This window comes from Paenibacillus sp. FSL K6-1217, assembly GCF_045040735.1.
Taxonomy (GTDB): domain Bacteria; phylum Bacillota; class Bacilli; order Paenibacillales; family Paenibacillaceae; genus Paenibacillus_AQ.
Genome location: NZ_CP150271.1, coordinates 4460122 through 4477135 on the forward strand (window position 1 = coordinate 4460122; position 17014 = coordinate 4477135).

Annotated in this window: 11 protein-coding genes; 2 read left to right on the forward strand and 9 right to left on the reverse strand. The window is 50.7% G+C overall.

The window, feature by feature from the left end:
- The first annotated feature begins 149 nt into the window (after positions 1-149).
- Positions 150-4676: a DUF5057 domain-containing protein gene (locus MHH28_RS19705; RefSeq protein ID WP_405104744.1), complete on the forward strand. Its 4527-nt coding sequence runs from the start codon at positions 150-152 to the stop codon at positions 4674-4676.
- Between the two features lie 111 nt (positions 4677-4787).
- Here MHH28_RS19705 and MHH28_RS19710 read toward each other — a convergent pair whose 3' ends face one another.
- Genes MHH28_RS19710 through MHH28_RS19720 form a run of 3 tightly spaced genes read right to left on the reverse strand, consistent with a single transcriptional unit; the run spans position 4788 to position 7723 of the window.
- Positions 4788-6692, reverse strand: coding sequence for a hypothetical protein (locus MHH28_RS19710; RefSeq protein WP_405104746.1), 1905 nt, complete (start codon positions 6690-6692; stop codon positions 4788-4790).
- A complete protein-coding gene (locus MHH28_RS19715) occupies positions 6667-7194 on the reverse strand; it encodes a type II secretion system protein J (protein WP_405104748.1) in 528 nt (175 codons plus the stop codon). The genes MHH28_RS19710 and MHH28_RS19715 overlap by 26 nt, the downstream gene beginning before the upstream one ends.
- Positions 7178-7723, reverse strand: a complete 546-nt coding sequence (locus MHH28_RS19720; RefSeq protein ID WP_405104750.1) for a prepilin-type N-terminal cleavage/methylation domain-containing protein — start codon at positions 7721-7723, stop codon at positions 7178-7180. The genes MHH28_RS19715 and MHH28_RS19720 overlap by 17 nt, the downstream gene beginning before the upstream one ends.
- A 264-nt stretch (positions 7724-7987) precedes the next feature.
- On the opposite strand from MHH28_RS19720, the gene MHH28_RS19725 reads away from it, so the two are divergent.
- Positions 7988-8773, forward strand: a complete 786-nt coding sequence (locus MHH28_RS19725) for an alpha/beta hydrolase (protein WP_405104752.1) — start codon at positions 7988-7990, stop codon at positions 8771-8773.
- Positions 8774-9040: 267 nt separating this feature from the next.
- Here the strand turns inward: MHH28_RS19725 and argH are convergent, their stop codons facing one another.
- The 6 genes from argH to argJ all read right to left on the reverse strand — a co-directional run bounded on the left by argH (position 9041) and on the right by argJ (position 16998).
- Positions 9041-10456 (reverse strand): argininosuccinate lyase, encoded by a 1416-nt coding sequence (argH, locus tag MHH28_RS19730; RefSeq protein ID WP_405104754.1) that lies wholly within the window; start codon positions 10454-10456, stop codon positions 9041-9043.
- Between the two features lie 122 nt (positions 10457-10578).
- Positions 10579-11814 carry an argininosuccinate synthase gene (locus tag MHH28_RS19735; protein ID WP_405104756.1) on the reverse strand — a complete coding sequence of 412 codons (1236 nt, stop codon included), beginning with the start codon at positions 11812-11814 and terminating at the stop codon, positions 10579-10581.
- Positions 11815-12457: 643 nt separating this feature from the next.
- A complete protein-coding gene (argF, locus tag MHH28_RS19740) occupies positions 12458-13426 on the reverse strand; it encodes an ornithine carbamoyltransferase (protein ID WP_405104758.1) in 969 nt (322 codons plus the stop codon).
- Positions 13423-14715: an aspartate aminotransferase family protein gene (locus MHH28_RS19745; RefSeq protein WP_405104760.1), complete on the reverse strand. Its 1293-nt coding sequence runs from the start codon at positions 14713-14715 to the stop codon at positions 13423-13425. Before MHH28_RS19745 ends, argF begins: the two co-directional genes overlap by 4 nt.
- Positions 14716-14837: 122 nt before the next feature.
- Positions 14838-15653, reverse strand: a complete 816-nt coding sequence (gene argB, locus MHH28_RS19750) for an acetylglutamate kinase (RefSeq protein ID WP_405104762.1) — start codon at positions 15651-15653, stop codon at positions 14838-14840.
- Between the two features lie 112 nt (positions 15654-15765).
- Positions 15766-16998: a bifunctional ornithine acetyltransferase/N-acetylglutamate synthase gene (gene argJ / locus MHH28_RS19755; protein ID WP_405104764.1), complete on the reverse strand. Its 1233-nt coding sequence runs from the start codon at positions 16996-16998 to the stop codon at positions 15766-15768.
- Positions 16999-17014: the final 16 nt, after the last annotated feature.

A 17014-nucleotide genomic window follows, 5' to 3' on the forward strand; every position in this document is an offset into this window, starting at 1 on the left:
TACACATTCCCTCATTGCCTAACTGTGAAATTTATCCTAGAATGATATATAGCATATTATAGGTGATCTTACAATAATTTTAGGCAAAAAATGCAATTTCGACATACGAAAAACTACTCAATCTATTTTTTCGATAAACGGAGGAATTGATGATGAAGGAAATATTTAGACGGAGAACATTAGTTTTTTTTTCTGGAGCCATAGCATTGATTGCAGCGCTAGTGTTGCTAGTTCAGATGTTCAGCCCGGATGTTGAGGCCTCCAATAACAACTATTCAATACGTATTCTGGAGATCACTGATCCGACCAGTAGCAGTCTAAGTTCAAGCGGCAGTGAACTGGAAGAACTCAAGAAACTGTCTAATGTCAACGTAGAGACTATGACCATGAAAAGGTTCGTGTCGCTGCGTGAGGACTGGGATGGAAAGTACGATGCAATCTACATAGGCCGCGGAAGCTTCAACAAGCAATTGGTTACAAGCACTGTGAATACTAAAGATACCGACCGGGACAAAGCCCATAATACGCTCGCTGTCCAGAATGATATCACGGGCCTGAAGGCACAAGAAATTATCGATTACTATATCAATAAAGGGCTTTATGTATACTTCCAAGAGGATACCTTTGCAACTCAGGATAAAGATAAGAGCCTTCAAGGGAAACTCTATGCCGCTTTTAATACCTACCGTTCTTCTATGGGCGCAAAAAGCAATGTCATATTTCTCACGGATACTACCCGCAGCAGCCTGATAACCGGAATTAAGACCCGCACTGCGCCAACAATAACTGGCCTAATTCGGCGTCCGCTGCTTACCATTTCCAATAAATCAAAGATTAAGAGTTACTTATCTAATCCTAATGAGACTTATGGACCAGGTGATACCCTTACATTCGGGATTAAGCTTGATAATGTCCCTAATATTGCTACCACCCCTGTCAGGGTAAGATTATATATGAATATGGATTCTTCAATTCCTATGACAGAAGAGCATGTGGTCGCCTCACTTGAGCTGAACTCAACGGAAGGGACGCTACACTACACACTACCGGATACTTATACCGGACTACTGTATTGGAAGCTGGAGGTCACCGATACCTCTACAAACCTTAAGGCCTTTGACCGAGACATAATCCGCTTTACGGGCGTTAAGCCTGTCATTAATGTTCTTCAGGTTATGCCCTCAGGCCGTTCTGACAGCTCGCTCCTCAATAGTCTGAACATGAATCAGAATTACTTGAATACCAGCAACTATCAGCTTTCCATTTCTACAATGAACGTCGACAAGTTTAATGCTTATATCACTGATCATGCCAAAGATCCCCAGCGTGGTCTAAACGGTGTTTATGACATGATCGTCTTCGGTTTTCAGGATATGTATGACCGGGTAACCAATCCAATGCTTTCAAAAGAGGCTGCTCAAGCAGTCTATGATTTCGCTAATACGACAAAACAAAGCATCATGCTCACCCATGATACGATTTTTATTGATGATCCGAACGATTCGAATTTCTGGGGGGATTTTTTCCGGGTGCCCGTTGGACAGGCTATACGAACTTATCTCGGGGGGAATGCAGTAAATACATCCTCCAAGGTAGTTCCTGTCAATAACGGCTTGCTGACGCAATATCCATTTAACCTTAACAATGCGAACAATACCTACTACCCTGTTGCCGATACACATGATCAATTCTTTATGCTGGATCTGGAACGGGCTGATGTAGTGCCTTGGTATAACATCAAGAGTGAGTCTGGAAAAATTCAGCGAGATGTCGACGACAGCTATAATCACTTCTACACTTACTCAGTAGACAGTATTACATTCTCCGGCACAGGGCATAGCAAAAAAGGGGATATCAATAGTAATATCAAATTTCCGGACTGGGAACAGAGGCTTTTCGTCAATACCATGTACAGGGCTTTTGCCGGTGCTAACCACGCTCCTGAGATTACGGTAAATTCTCCTGCTGAAGGCAGTGTCATCCCATCCTATGCCAATGAACTGCTGGTAGATTACAGCGCAAGAGATTTTGATCTGAATGACCGCAACCTGAAAACCTCCATTCGCTTTAAAACTGGAGGGAATTACATCGATCATACCGGGGTAAATGATTTGAACCTTCAGTCTGGACTGACGATCAGCCGTTCCTTTACCAATCCGCTTCCGAACGGCGGAGATCTACAAATCGAAATTAAGGCCTGGGACAGTCATGGTGCGCTGGCAACCAAAACGGTTAACGTAACGATCAAACCAGCCACCTCCAGCCTGACCGCTACACAATCCTTGCCCGCCAGCATTGTTGATGGTCATATTGTAAGGGGGGAAAACGTTGCTGTAACCTATACAATTATTCCAAAACCGATTCCATTCTCCCAGGCACAGATTACGGCAAATGTCGGCGACAGCCAGGTTATTTCTAATATCAACTTTAAAAACAATCTTCCATCCGGTCTGGAAATTGTCGAGTCATCCTCACCCATCAACCAAACAGGAACGGTAGAATCAGGCTATAGCATTAGCAAAAAATTAGATGATATTCGTTATACACTCCAGACGGGAACAAACGGTGTGAAAACATTTATTCCCGATCCAGGTCAGGAGGTTACTTTCTCCATTACAGTATCCCCGCAAAAAGGCGGGGACTTCACATTGAATTCGGCTTCTCTACAATATGATGAAATTCACGCGGCTGCTAACGGTTCACTTCTTGGAGCCGGACTGGATTACAACCTAATTGTTATCAATAATCAAACAGCGGCTACAATCAATAATCTCTCTATTAAAGGGCGGGTGGCTGTCAGTGGCGATGTCGACTTCCGCAATATTAGCGGGGGTGCCACTATTTACGGGGATAATGCTAACGGTGATTATTCTCAAAATGCTCTAGTAGTAGGCGGAAGTCTGTACTACAACAACAATATCACTATCAACGGTAATGCAGTATATGGTGGCACTTACTATTACAGCGGTGCCGCAGACACGCAGTCTATCAGAGGAAAGGTTGTGAAGGGATCACCTGTTGATTTCACTTCGCTTCGGGACCGGATGACAAGTCTTTCAGCCCGCCTAAGTACACTGACCGGTAATGGATCAGTAGAATCTGCGTATGGCACAATTAAACTAACGGGCACGGGTGATGCCAAACTATTTGTATTTACCGTTCCGGCTACTATGGTTGCTTCTGCAACCAGCTTAAATATATCTGTCCCATCAGGCTCTACTGTCTTAGTCAACACTGGCTCAGACAGTGATACTGTCAAAATGGCACTCAACACTAATCTCACCGGAGTCGATGCCGCCCATGTTATTTACAACTTCCCCAGTGTTAAATCATTGGAACTGCACTACACTCTGAGAGGAACATTCTTGGCTCCGAATGCAACTGTCAGTTTTGATAACGGCGAGCTTACTGGACAGGTTATCGCGGGTTCCGTTACGAAGATGACAACTTTATTCTACTCACCCTTCAGCGGAACCATTCCGGTTAATGAAGTCCTTGTCCCTGGCATGGCTGTATTTTCACCGGACTTAAAACTGCATGCAGCAATCCGTGTTGAGAAAATCACGCTTCCACCAACAGATATCCTGCTGAATGATAAACCCTTGCGGATTGTTCCTACAGAAATTTCACCAGCGGATGCGACCAATAAGATATTAAGCTGGAGCTCAGCTGATCCATCAATCGTGTCCATTGATCCCATAAGTGGAGATGTTACCGGCAATAGAACCGGTTCCGTTGAAATAACAGCTGCAGCTACAGACGGAAGCGGAGTGATAGGAAGAACTGTCATCACCGTCAAGGATCGCAGCCTAAGGATTGATGGCGGAGATAGTCCGATTAGACCTACTACCAATGTCGGACTTAGGGCCATTTATAATACAATCCTGGAGAAGAACATCACCTATAGCTGGAAGGTTTTGGATGTGAACGGCAAAGATGTGAGCAGCTATATCCAGGCTACCGCTGAGAACGCCACATTCAATGCACCTGCATCCGGACAATATAAGGTTCAGGTCTATGTATCCAGTGACAAGGCTGATAATATTTCTGCCAGCAAAATCATAACTGTGAAAACTCCACTTGAGACACTGACCATTTCGGGCAACGGAAACTCAATCCCAACGAAGGGTTCTCTTACTCTAACGGCAATTCTCACCCCAGTAAATGCAGACGAAACATCCTTGGAATGGAGCTTTTTCCATCCGGACGATAGCCAATATGCCGAGTTGAAACCCATTCCTGGAACGAACCAATGCCAACTGGTAGCAAAAGATGTTCCCAACCATACGATACAGGTTGTAGTACAAGACAAAACTAGCGGAATCTCCAGTCTTCCTTATGCTGTAAATATTACCGGTCTTACCAGTCTGGAATTCAGCCAGTTCAGCCATACTATTTATGTCGGCGATCCTGCCTTTAACCTGGCGGATCTGTTATGGACAATACCACGCACCTTTTCCTTGGCATCGATTCTAAATGACTTAACCTGGACTAGCAGTGACCCGGCTACTGCCTCGTTTGCCAATATGAACACAGGAGCAGTTACAGGGAACAAGAAAGGTACAGTAACGGTCACTGTCACCTACGCTCCTTCTGGAACAACTAAGGTTACGGCAAATATCGAAGTAATTGTTAAAAAACGCGAAGCGAACCTTAATGAGGGAGACCTCTACTAATTACCTTGGGGTAAAAATCTTATATCACATAAAAAGACCTTCTCAGTTCCCGATCTCTACTGAACGGATGAGAAGGTCTTTTTCGTTCTTAGATTATGCTAATTCTCTTAATTAATCTGTTGTATCGGTATCGGAAGAACTGGAAGGTACACTTACCAGTCTCATCGGACTGACAGCTATATTCACTTTGCGGACCCGCGGCAAACTGGATTGCTGATCGGTGTAGACCTTGTAATTGTATATGACCCGAAAACGCTCCCTTGCCCTCGGCTCTGTAACTTGAGGTTCCGAGAAGATCAACTGGCTGGGTAGTGCCGCTTCAGACGGTTCAGATGTATTACCCAGCACCGCGTTTACTGTCAAATCTCCTTTTGAGAAAAACCCGCCCTTCAACCAGAATATGGAACCCACCCCATAAAGCTTAGCTTCAGCATCCGTATAAAAAAATGCATTCATTTCATCTGGATCTGCATTGGAAAAAGCATCAATCCGGTTTACCAGCACCGGTCCCTTGGAGATTAGCACTAATTCCTTTTTATCAGCACCCGTTCCCAAACCGCTGATTACAGCATCCTCTACTGTAGTACTTCCCAGCACAAACATCGTAGAATCGAAGGAGACATTGCCTTTAATCTTCACATCACCGGTAACTAGAATGTTTGCTTTTATGGGAATAAAACCGGCTTTATTATTTATAATGTTCAAGTTACCATCCACCACAATCCACTTGGGCACACCACCTCTTTTAGCCATTTCTTCAAAAGTCAGTCCGTAGAAATCATTTCCCTCAATGGTGAGATTACCGTCAACCCGGTAAGATTGATTCAAGCCCATGAAGGACTCATGATACGCTTTAAGCTCATTATCATACTGTTCAAGTCTCGCCAGATAATCTTGATCACTCTCCTCCTCGCCCTGTGCAGGTTTCTCGGGAGGAGGATTAACGGTCTTGGCTTCAATAAGACTCCCTGTCTGAAGCCATTGGGTTAGCTCACTTGGATTCTTTCCGCTTAGCCGACCTCTCAGTGCATCGGCCGCATTGTCACTAGAAGGCGAAGTCGATTCGACCAGCTTATCGATAAAGGACTCCTCAACATTAATTTGCACAAACTTCTTCTGCTCTTTAATTTTAATTTTGTCCAAATCAATCCCCATAATATCCTGAACCGTTTGTTTCATATCGGAGCTGTCAGCTAATCTCTTGGCCTCCCCCCCGTTTCCTGACGGATCGAATACATGGTATTCAATATCTTTAAGAGACTGTACAAATACCTCTCCCAAATTGGCAGCATCCATTCCATTCGGCTGTATCTGCGGAAACATTGTTGGTTTTTTCAACCCGGAATCCCCTAGATATTTATACTCTGCCCTGTTAGAGATAATCAGCTTATTGCCTGCGTAAATATTACCTTTTACCACCGGAGCTCCATTTAGATAGACGTTCTGTTCGGAGCCAAAGGCATATTTCAGAAAGTCAGGATAGGTATCGATAGTAATTCTCTGCTGCAGTGTGCGTTGCACTCCATTCACCAATGCTGAAGCCTCTACATCAATATAATATTGTCTTGTCTGCTTAATATCATCGAATTTCTTGTCTTTATATTCTATGTAATCAATGATGCCACTGCTGTTAACGCCAAGCTCTGTAGATACATTGAGACCTTTCTGATCTAACCCGTTCAGAATATGCTCTAGCTTATCCGGGTTAATATCCGTTATTGGGGATAGCTTGGCTTGAATATACGCGGTGGCCTCATCCAAGCCCTTTTGCGCCAAGTGAAGACTTTGCACATCATTCTCTCTGGTCTCTGTCCGTACAGCTCCACCGACAGTCGCGCTGAGTACCCCCATTCCAAGAATCGTAAGCAACAGCACGATGAACATTACCAGAACCAGGGCAGAACCACTCTCTGAATGAAACTGCCGCCCCCCGTCTCTGTCGCCTCCCTCTTGTAAGAGACTCTTTAGCTTAAGCAGCATAGCCTTACCTTTAGAAGCCGAATTGGCTATCCACATGTAGCTCATCCTCCTCTGACGCTCCGCCTTTGTAATTCAATTTGAGCTGAATTCGCACCAGTCCGGATTCATATAATGCGTTAAGATTGGATCTATTCTCATCCACCTTGGTTACTGCTATAGTTGATCCCGCTAATGCCGAGTCCAAATGAAGTGCCGATGTGCTTCCCGGACCAATTCTGGAATCCCCTATTTGAATATCGTTGCCGTCAACCTGAATACGCAGCGGATCACGATCAGATCTTAATAGCATAATTCCTGAATTAGTACTCTGGATTTCCTCAGGTCCATACGTATAAAGTTGCGTAATAATGGAGGACATCACAAGATCAGCTTCATCGCGCAGTTTATTTTCCACCGTAATTTTATGATAGCTTCGAAAACCAAACATAGTCACGGAGCCAATGATCCCGGCCACAATGGCAAATAGACTGATGGCAGCGATCAGTTCTATTAGAGTAAAACCTTTCTCGCGCTCTGCTGCATTAGCGAATCTCTTCATTGCTGATATATCCCTCCACCTCTACTGGTGCCGCCGGGCCTCCCCCTGAGTCACGGGTAACCACAACCTTGACTGGGAGCAAGTAGTTTCGAAAATCGTTTTCATCCAGCCCTTTTTGATAAATAACGTCAATACTGTAATCCGTTCCGTTTACTATGGGGTGTAGTACATGAGACAGGGTTTCCGTGTTAAACGCCTTCCGGTAGGCAGCACCTTCATCGCTTACGGCATCACCGCAGCTCCCTATCTTGCAAACATCAGCAGAAAGTCTATCGGTCTTATCTCTGAAGAACTCTACCGTTTTGTCAAAATCCTGCTTCTCCATATAAAACAAAGCGTTCCGCGCCAGATTGACCATGATCGTCTTGTTCTGGTTGGACTTGGAATAGGTCATGGCGTTGGTGAAGTAGGAAGTCAGGACCAATGATACTATTGATAAAATGACGATGGCGGCCAGCACCTCAATCAAGGTGAAGCCTGCTTCCTTGTCCCGCTTGCGGCTGCGGTTCCATGGGTCTTTCGAGGACATTGTGCTCGCTCCCTATACTCTATTGGTTTCCGTTATGGATAGTTCCCGCGCAGCAGAACACCGGCCTCTCTCCCTTGTTATCTGGAGCGCATCCCTGTCTTAAGTCCTGTATCCTTCTACAATTCTATGTATCTTTCTACCTACTTCCATTATATTCTTTATCCTTGGGGACCAGCAATGCTTGATGATAATAAATCTAGAGAAATCTACAATTTAACTCGGGTGGGGGCTGTGCTATCATGTGGGCAGAAAGGGGATATGCACATGGCTTTGATTGAATGTAAATTTTATTCGGAGGTGCTGGGGCTCAGTACTTCGATGACTGTCATTCTGCCGCAGCAGACCACTACGCAGATCGGAATGAGCAACGTCTCCAGGGGCAAGCTTCACCCCACGTTATACTTACTTCATGGCTTGTCTGATGATGATTCGATCTGGCTCCGCCGGACTTCGATTGAGCGTTATGTGGCGGAGATGGGGATCGCCGTGGTCATGCCGCAGGTGCACCGCAGCTTCTACACAGATATGGCGTCAGGCGGACGGTATTGGACGTTTATCAGTGAGGAATTACCGGCGCTGGCCCGTTCCTTCTTCCCATTGTCGGCGAAGCGCGAGGATAATTTCGTGGCGGGATTGTCGATGGGCGGTTATGGAGCGATGAAGCTGGGACTGCGCAAGCCGGAAGACTGGGCCGCCGCGGCGAGTCTGTCGGGAGCACTAGATATGGCGCATAATTACTTGAACTTTGAAGTTGCAGCACAGAAATCCAAGGATTATCTACAGGTTTTTGGAGACAAGGACATTGCAGGCACTCCGGAAGACCTGCTGTGGCTGCTTCAGGAAGTTAACCGCTCCAAGGGACCGAAGCCGCTGCTCTATCAGTGTTGTGGCACCGAAGATTTCCTCTATGAGGACAATCAGGTCTTCCGTGAGGCGTGCTCCAAGACCAAGCTGTCTCTGACTTACGAGGAAGGGCCGGGCCAGCATGAGTGGGGATACTGGGATGCCAAGATCCGCGATGTGCTGAAGTGGCTGCCACTGGGCAAATAGAGTGTTCCTAGTTGTAAGCGGATACGGTTTATGCCCGTAAGCTTCTATCCATGGTGCGGAGAATGTAACCCTATGATTTGAAAAAAAGACTGTCCTACCGCATCTAACCGATGCAAGCGGGACAGTCTTTCGTTTAAAATATAAGAATTTATATGTTGCACACGATAACTTATCCTTCTATTTCTCGCTGAAACGGTACCGTCCTTTAAAAGGACGGCAATGCCGTTTCCACTTGTCCTCTAGTTTCGCCTCCAGGCTCTACCGGGCTTACTCCGCAGCATTCTCGTGCTGCTTCACCCATTCACCCGCAGCCTGCAGGTCTGCTTCGGCCCGCTCAATGGCGGCCTGCACCTGAACCGTAGCTGTGCCGCCGTAGACATTACGGGCGTTCACTACCGCCTCCGGCTGGAGCACCGCATAGATCTGGTCGTCGAACAGCGGAGAGAACTGCTTGAATTCCTCCAGCGTCAGATCCAGCAGGAACTTGCCTTCGTTGATGCAATAGAGGACCGTCTTGCCGATCACTTCATGCGCCTGGCGGAATGGCAGGCCTTTGCCTACCAGGAAGTCGGCGATATCGGTCGCGTTGGAGAAGTCCGTGTTCACCGCTTCGCGCATCCGCGCCTTGTTCACCTTCATGGTGGAGATCATCGGCGCGAACAACTGCAATGCCCCTGTCAGGGTAGCAACGGTATCGAACATGCCTTCCTTGTCTTCCTGCATATCCTTGTTATAAGCCAGCGGCAGCGACTTCAGTACGGTCAGGAGTCCGATCAGGTTGCCGTAGACACGGCCTGTTTTGCCGCGCACCAGCTCCGGCACATCCGGATTCTTCTTCTGCGGCATGATGCTGCTGCCGGTACAGAAGGCATCGTCCAGCTCCACGAAGCTGAATTCTGTGCTGCTCCACAGCACCAGCTCTTCGCTGAGCCGGGACAGGTGAGTCATGACCAGCGCTGCATTCGCCAGGAACTCGACGATGAAGTCCCGGTCGCTGACCGCGTCCAGACTGTTCTCGTAGACCCCCGCGAAGCCAAGCTGCTCAGCCACGAAGTGGCAGTCAATCGGGAACGTCGTTCCCGCCAGCGCCCCGGCGCCCAGCGGCAGCACGTTAATCCGCTTGTAGCTGTCGGTCAGGCGCTCCGCATCGCGGCGGAACATCGACACGTAAGCCAGCAGATGATGCGCGAACAGGATCGGCTGTGCCCGCTGGAGGTGAGTATACCCCGGCACGATGGTCTCCAGGTTGTCCTTAGCCTGCCCGATCAGCGCACCCTGCAGCTCATGCAGCAGCGCTACCAGCTCCACCACGCGGTTACGCAGGTAGAGGTGCATATCTGTAGCCACCTGATCGTTGCGGCTGCGGCCGGTGTGCAGCTTGCCGCCGACCGGGCCGATCTCTTCGATCAGGTTCTTTTCAATATTCATATGGATATCCTCATCGGCAATTGAGAACACAATCTCCCCCGCGCGCACCTTGTCCAGCACCTTCGTAAGTCCGTTCTTGATCGTCTCGACATCCTCCTGCGGTAGAATTCCGCATTTGCCCAGCATCGTGACATGCGCCAGACTGCCCTGCACATCCTCTTCCGCCAGCACCTTATCGAATTCGATGGAAGCCGTATACTCCTCCACCAGCTTGTTGGTCCCTTTGGTAAAACGTCCGCCCCACAGCTTGCTCACCTGTTGTTCCTCCTCGGTTGACGTTAGAAGGGCCGCCCCTATCCTTACGGGAGGAACGGCCTGCTTCTATCCGCTTCTATTGTGTGTCATCCTATAAAAGGCCGCCGAGCGGCCACCCGCTGCTACTTACTCGACTCTGCTACGCCCGCCGATACCTTCAGACGCAGGGCATTCAGACGGATGAAGCCGGTCGCATCGCCCTGGTCATAGGCCTGGGTAGGATCTGCCTCCATGGTGGCGATATCCGGGTTGTACAGGCTGACCGGACTCTTGACTCCGGCGCCGATGATATTGCCTTTGTAGAGCTTCACGCGCACCGTACCGGTCACGTTCTTCTGGCTTTCCTTCACCAGGGCCTGCATCGCAATCCGCTCAGGCGCGAACCAGAAGCCGTTATATACGAGCGTGCTGTAACGGGTAATCAGGCTGTCACGCAGGTTCATCACTTCACGGTCCATGGTGATCGATTCCATTTTGCGGTGAGCGGTGAAGAGAATCGTTCCGCCCGGAGTCTCATACACGCCGCGGCTCTTCATGCCGACAAAACGGTTCTCGACCATATCCACGCGTCCAATCCCATGCTTGCCGCCCAGCTCGTTCAGCTTCTCCATCACTTGCAGCGGAGATAACGGCTCGCCGTTCAGCGCTACACAGTCACCCTTGAGGAAGTCAAGCTCCAGATATTCAGCTTCATCCGGCGCATCCTCCGGCGCATTGGAGAGCAGGAACATTTCCTTGTTCTCCGGTGCGCTTGGATCGAACCATGGATCTTCCAGCACACCGCTCTCATAGCTGATATGCAGCAGGTTGCGGTCCATCGAATACGGCTTGGCCGCAGAGGCTTGCACCGGAATACCGTTGGCTTCCGCGTAAGCGATCATCTCGGCCCGGCCCGGGAACTGGTTGCGGAACTCTTCCAGACGCCAAGGCGCGATGACCTTAATGCTCGGCGATAACGCAGCAGCGTTCAGCTCGAAGCGCACCTGGTCGTTACCCTTGCCGGTGGCTCCGTGGGCAATGGCTGTAGCGCCTTCGGCGATGGCGATATCCACCATACGCTTGGCGATCAGCGGACGGGCAATGCTGGTGCCCAGCAGATATTGTCCCTCATAGAGTGCGCCCGACTGGAACATCGGGTAGATGAAGTCATTCGCGAATTCGTCGCGCAGATCATCGATGTAGACTTTGGATGCGCCGGTGGCGAGTGCTTTTTCCTCGAGGCCGTCCAGCTCTTCCTTTTGACCGATATCGGCTGTAAAAGCAATAATCTCCGCATCATACGTTTCTTTCAGCCATTTCAGAATGACTGAGGTATCCAGCCCGCCGGAATAGGCGAGTACAATTTTTTCTTTTGGCATGGGGTGTTTAGCTTCCTTTCGGTGTGGAGGGTGGTTATAAGATCAACTTCGGCTTTAAAAACGGGTTTTGGACGTCACTACAGAGAATATTTGGACTTCCGGCCGCTGTTGTCTACAGATTTCTTGATTTATACCGCTATTGCGGTTGAAATCCGTAGACAAAGGCGGACGCTGACGCTCCTACAGTTCCAAAATCCCCTTCCGATCCTCCCCAACCCTCTTATTTAAGTTCCCGTTGATCTTATATATGTGTTGTGTATATATAATTCAATTACTTCAACCCATCGAAACCTATCGCTTGCTCAGGGTTAGCATTGCACGATTAAGGCGCAATCGGTAGGCTTAGGTTTAATTGCAATCTGTACAATTAAATTGGCTGATATACCGCCGAAAGTGCGTTTAGCTGTAATTCGTGCAATTAAAACTCCTCATTTCCTGCATTCTTACCCATTGGAGAAGATTTAGTTGTACAAACTGCACTTAGGAGAGAAAAACCTTACTTTTCAATGTTTTTAATTGCACGAAATACACTATCTCTTAATATTCGCAGAAAATTTACACTTCACTTCATAAAATCAGCGCATTCGTTGGTGGAATGAGCTCATTTCTCTGCTCTTAATGCTCTGCTAGGCTACATCTACATCTAGCCCATCAAAGCCGCCATAAGCGCCTTCTGCGCATGCAGGCGGTTCTCCGCCTGATCGAAGATCACAGAGTTCGGGCCGTCAATGACGCCTGTGCTGACCTCTTCCTCCCGGTGGGCCGGCAGGCAGTGCAGGAACAGATAGTCGCTCTTCGCGCCCTTCACCAGCTCCTCATTGACCTGATAGTCCTTGAACGCCGCTTCACGCGCCAGCTGCTCGGCCTCGAAGCCCATGCTCGCCCATACATCCGTATAGATCACATCAGCGTCCTGTACCGCCTCCTGCGGGCTGCGGGTAATCGTGATGACCGCGCCTGTCTCCTTGGCGATCTCACGTGCCTCGGCCACTACAGCCTCGTCAGGCTCATAGCCCTCCGGTCCGGCTATGGCGACATGTACGCCCAGCTTCGCGCCGCCGATCAGCAGCGAATGGGCCATATTGTTGCCGTCGCCGATATACGCCAGCTTCAAGCCCTTCAGCTTGCCTTTGTGCTCGTACACGGTCTGGTAGTCTGCCAGCACCTGGCAGGGATGTGCCAAGTCGCTTAGGCCGTTGATTACAGGAACGGAGGCATAACGCGCCAACTCTTCGACTTTATCATGGCCGAACGTACGGATCATGATACCGTCCAGGTAACGCGACATGACCTGAGCCGTGTCACCCACCGTCTCGCCGCGCCCGAGCTGGATGTCATTTTTGCTGAGGAACAGCGCATGTCCGCCAAGCTGATACATGCCTACTTCGAACGACACCCGTGTACGGGTAGAGGACTTCTCAAAAATAAGGCCGATTGTCTTCCCCAGCAGCGGCTGATAGACCTCGCCGTTCTTCTGCTTGCGCTTCAGCTCAATTGCCAGATCAATCAAATATGTGATTTCCTCCGGGCTGTAATCGTTCAGCTCGAGTAGATCACGGCCTTTGAGCTGTGCGGCAATCGTCTCTGTAACGCCTGTTGTACCCTGACTCATGATTGGGCCTCCCCGCTTCCTTTGTTAGCATAAGTATGAATTAGTTCCGATAGGATGTCCACCGCCTGATCAATCTCATCGGTGCTTACATATAGATTAGGCAGCAGGCGAATGACATTCGGCCCGGCCTGAACGAACAGCAGTCCACGTTTCTGTCCGGCAAGCACGATCTCGGCCACCGGCTCCTCGCATTCGATGCCGATCAGCAGGCCTTTGCCGCGAATCTCCTTCACAAAAGAAGTGTCCGCCAGCTTCGCTCTCAGCTGCCCGCTTAAGTATTCGCCCATCTCCGCAGCCCGCTCTGGCAGCTTATCTTCGAGCATCGTCTCAATCGTGGCTTCCATAACCGCCGCAGACAGCGGTGTGCCGCCGAAGGTGCTGGCATGGCTGCCCGGGCTGAACGCCTCGCGCAGGTAACCCTTGCCCAGCATAACGCCTGCCGGGAACCCGCTGGCCACGCCTTTGGCCAAGGTGAAGATATCCGGCTCAATGCCGTAATGCTGATGAGCGAACAGCTTGCCCGTCCGGCCCATCCCCGTCTGTACTTCATCCACGATGAGCAGTAGTCCGTGTTCCTTGCACAGCGCCACTACTGCATCCAGGAATTCCTGCTGCACCTCAAGGACGCCGCCTTCAGCCAGCACCAACTCCAGCATGATCGCTGCTGTATGCTCGGTAATCGCTGCCTTCAGCGTCTCCAGATCATGCAGAGGCACGGTCTTAAAGCCCGCCGGCAGCGGCAGGAAGCCTTCCTTCACCTTGGCTTGACCGGTTGCCGTCAGTGTAGCCAGCGTGCGGCCGTGGAAGGACTGCTCGAACGTGATCACTTCGTAGCGGTCCGCCCCCTTCACCTTCTGGTGATACCGGCGCGCCAGCTTGATCGCCGCTTCATTCGCTTCCGCTCCGCTGTTGCAGAAGAAGACCTGATCCGCGCAGCTATTCTCTGTAAGCAGCGCCGCTACCCGGTCCTGGCCCGGAATGTGGAACAGGTTCGAGACATGCCACAGCGTATCAATCTGCTCCTTCAGCTTCGCGCCGACCTTCTCCGGTGCATGGCCCAGACTCGTTACCGCAAGTCCGCACATGAAGTCCAGGTACTTGTTGCCCTGGTCGTCCCATACCCAGCTGCCTTTGCCTTTGATCAGACTGATATCGTATCTGCTATACGACGGGAATACCGCACTCAACTTGGCCGGAGCTGGAGCAGCCCCCTGTTCCTGCGTTTCCGCTGAACGTCCCTGCGGCGCCCCTGTCAAAGAATCTTTGTCTGTCTGCGTAAGCTCACTCATTCTTAGTCACTCTCCCACCATGCTGCTGCCGGTCTCCCGTCAGCGCGTCTAATTTACTTGTCACTCTGCTACAGAACTACGAATACCTGTCAGAACGTCTTTCCACTCCATCTGCTATCTCCTTATCGGACAATCCGTGTCCCGATCTGCTCGCCGCGCAGCACCCGGCTGAGTACACGCGGCTCCTTGCCGTCTACAATGATGACCTCCGACACCTTGCCCTGGATGCAATCCATGGCCGCACGCACCTTGGGAATCATCCCGCCGTAGATTTCGCCGCCCGCAATCAGCTCTTCAATCTGCGCCACAGTCACGGACGGAAGCACTACCTTCCCCCCGTCCACAGTCCGCATAATTCCCGGCACATCCGTAACCACGATCATACTCGGTGACCCTATATAAGAAGCCACCGCTCCGGCAGCGGTATCCGCATTGATGTTGTACCGCTGGCCTTCGCCATCTACGCCCACTGGTGCAATGACCGGGATATAACCCATCGCCAGGATACCCGTCACAATCTCCGCTTTGACCCCGGTCACTTCGCCTACCAGACCAACTTCGTTATGATTGGCTACAGGCCGCGCCATGATCAAGTTGCCGTCTACGCCCGACAAGCCGAGCGCCTGCCCCCCGCTGGCCTGAATCCGCCGGACTATCGCCTTGTTGATGCTGCCGGACAAGGTCATCTCCACTACATCAAGCACCTCTTCTGTCGTCACCCGCAGGCCGTTCACGAAGCGGCTCTCAATGCCAAGCTTCTCCAGATTGCCGGAGATCGCCGGGCCGCCGCCATGGACAATGACAGGCTGGTTCCCGCTCTGCTGCAACTCCCGCAAATCCTCGAAGAACGAATCCGGCAGCGCAGCCAGCGTACTCCCGCCGCATTTCATCACGAACAGGCCACTTCCCGGCTGCTTCTCTATAGAATCCAACGCCATCTCCCAATTACCTCCCTATATGAGCTGAACTTAAAATATGAGTCTAAGCTCAGCCGTCCCTAAGCCACTACGGTGAATATATGGATATCCGGCCGCCGTCAGTCAACGCGTATTACGTGCGGTAAGCCGCATTAATCCGCACATAATCATAGGTAAGGTCGCAGCCCCAGGCTGTAGCCTGCCCGCTGCCGTCCGACAAGGTTACCGTGATGAGCACGGTATCCGTCTTTTGCAGATAATGCAGCGCCTGCTCCTCATCAAAAGCCACCGGACGCGAAGCGCGCAGCACCTCAATCTCACCCAGCTGAATATCTACCCGCTCCGGCGATACCGGAACGCCCGCGCGCCCTACAGCCGCGATAATCCGCCCCCAGTTGGCATCCGCGCCGAAGATCGCCGACTTCACCAGGCTTGAGCCGACCACGGTCTTGGCAATCGCTGCCGCAGCCTCATCATGAACCGCCCCGTTCACCTGCACCTCAATCAGCTTCGTCGCCCCTTCGCCGTCACGGGCAATCGCCATCGCCAGAGCGCGGCACACATGCGTGAACCCTGCGGCAAAAGCGTCCCAGTCCGCATGCAGCCGCGTCAGCTTCTCATTGCCGGCCAGCCCGCTGGCCATCGCAACCAGCATATCATTCGTACTGGTATCACCATCAACTGTAATCATATTAAAAGTAGAGTTAGTAGCTGTGCGCAGCAGATTGAGCAGATCCTCTCCATCAATGAGCACATCGGTGGTCATGAACCCCAGCATCGTCGCCATGTTCGGATGGATCATCCCGGAACCCTTGGCCGCACCGGCAATCGTAACCTCTGTCCCGCCTACCGTTACTTTGACACAGCTTTCTTTTTTAACCAGATCGGTAGTTAGAATCGCTTGGCTGAATTCCTCCGCACCGGCAGCGCCCGCGTCCAGCTTCTCCGGCAGTTCGGCAATCCCGCTGCGCACACAGTCCATCTTCAGCAGCTCCCCGATCACACCTGTAGAGGCCACAGCGACGTCCAGCTCGTTCACGCCCAAATAGCGGGCAGCTGCTGCACGCATCTCATAAGCATCCGCCTCACCCTGATCACCCGTACAGGCATTGGCATTGCCGCTGTTCACGATCACTGCCTGTAACGTCCCGTCCACTAGACTCTCCCGCGTCACCTTCAGCGGAGCCGCCTGAAATACATTAGTCGTATACACCGCAGCCGCCGTAGCCGGCACTTCACAGAGAATCGCACCGAGGTCATTGCGCTCTGTTTTTTTAAGACCGCAGTGCAGGCCTCCGGAGGTGAAGCCCTTCGGTGCAGTAATGCTTCCGCCTTCTACGACGGTATATAGTGGTTTCTCACTCATTGTTTGTTTGACCGCT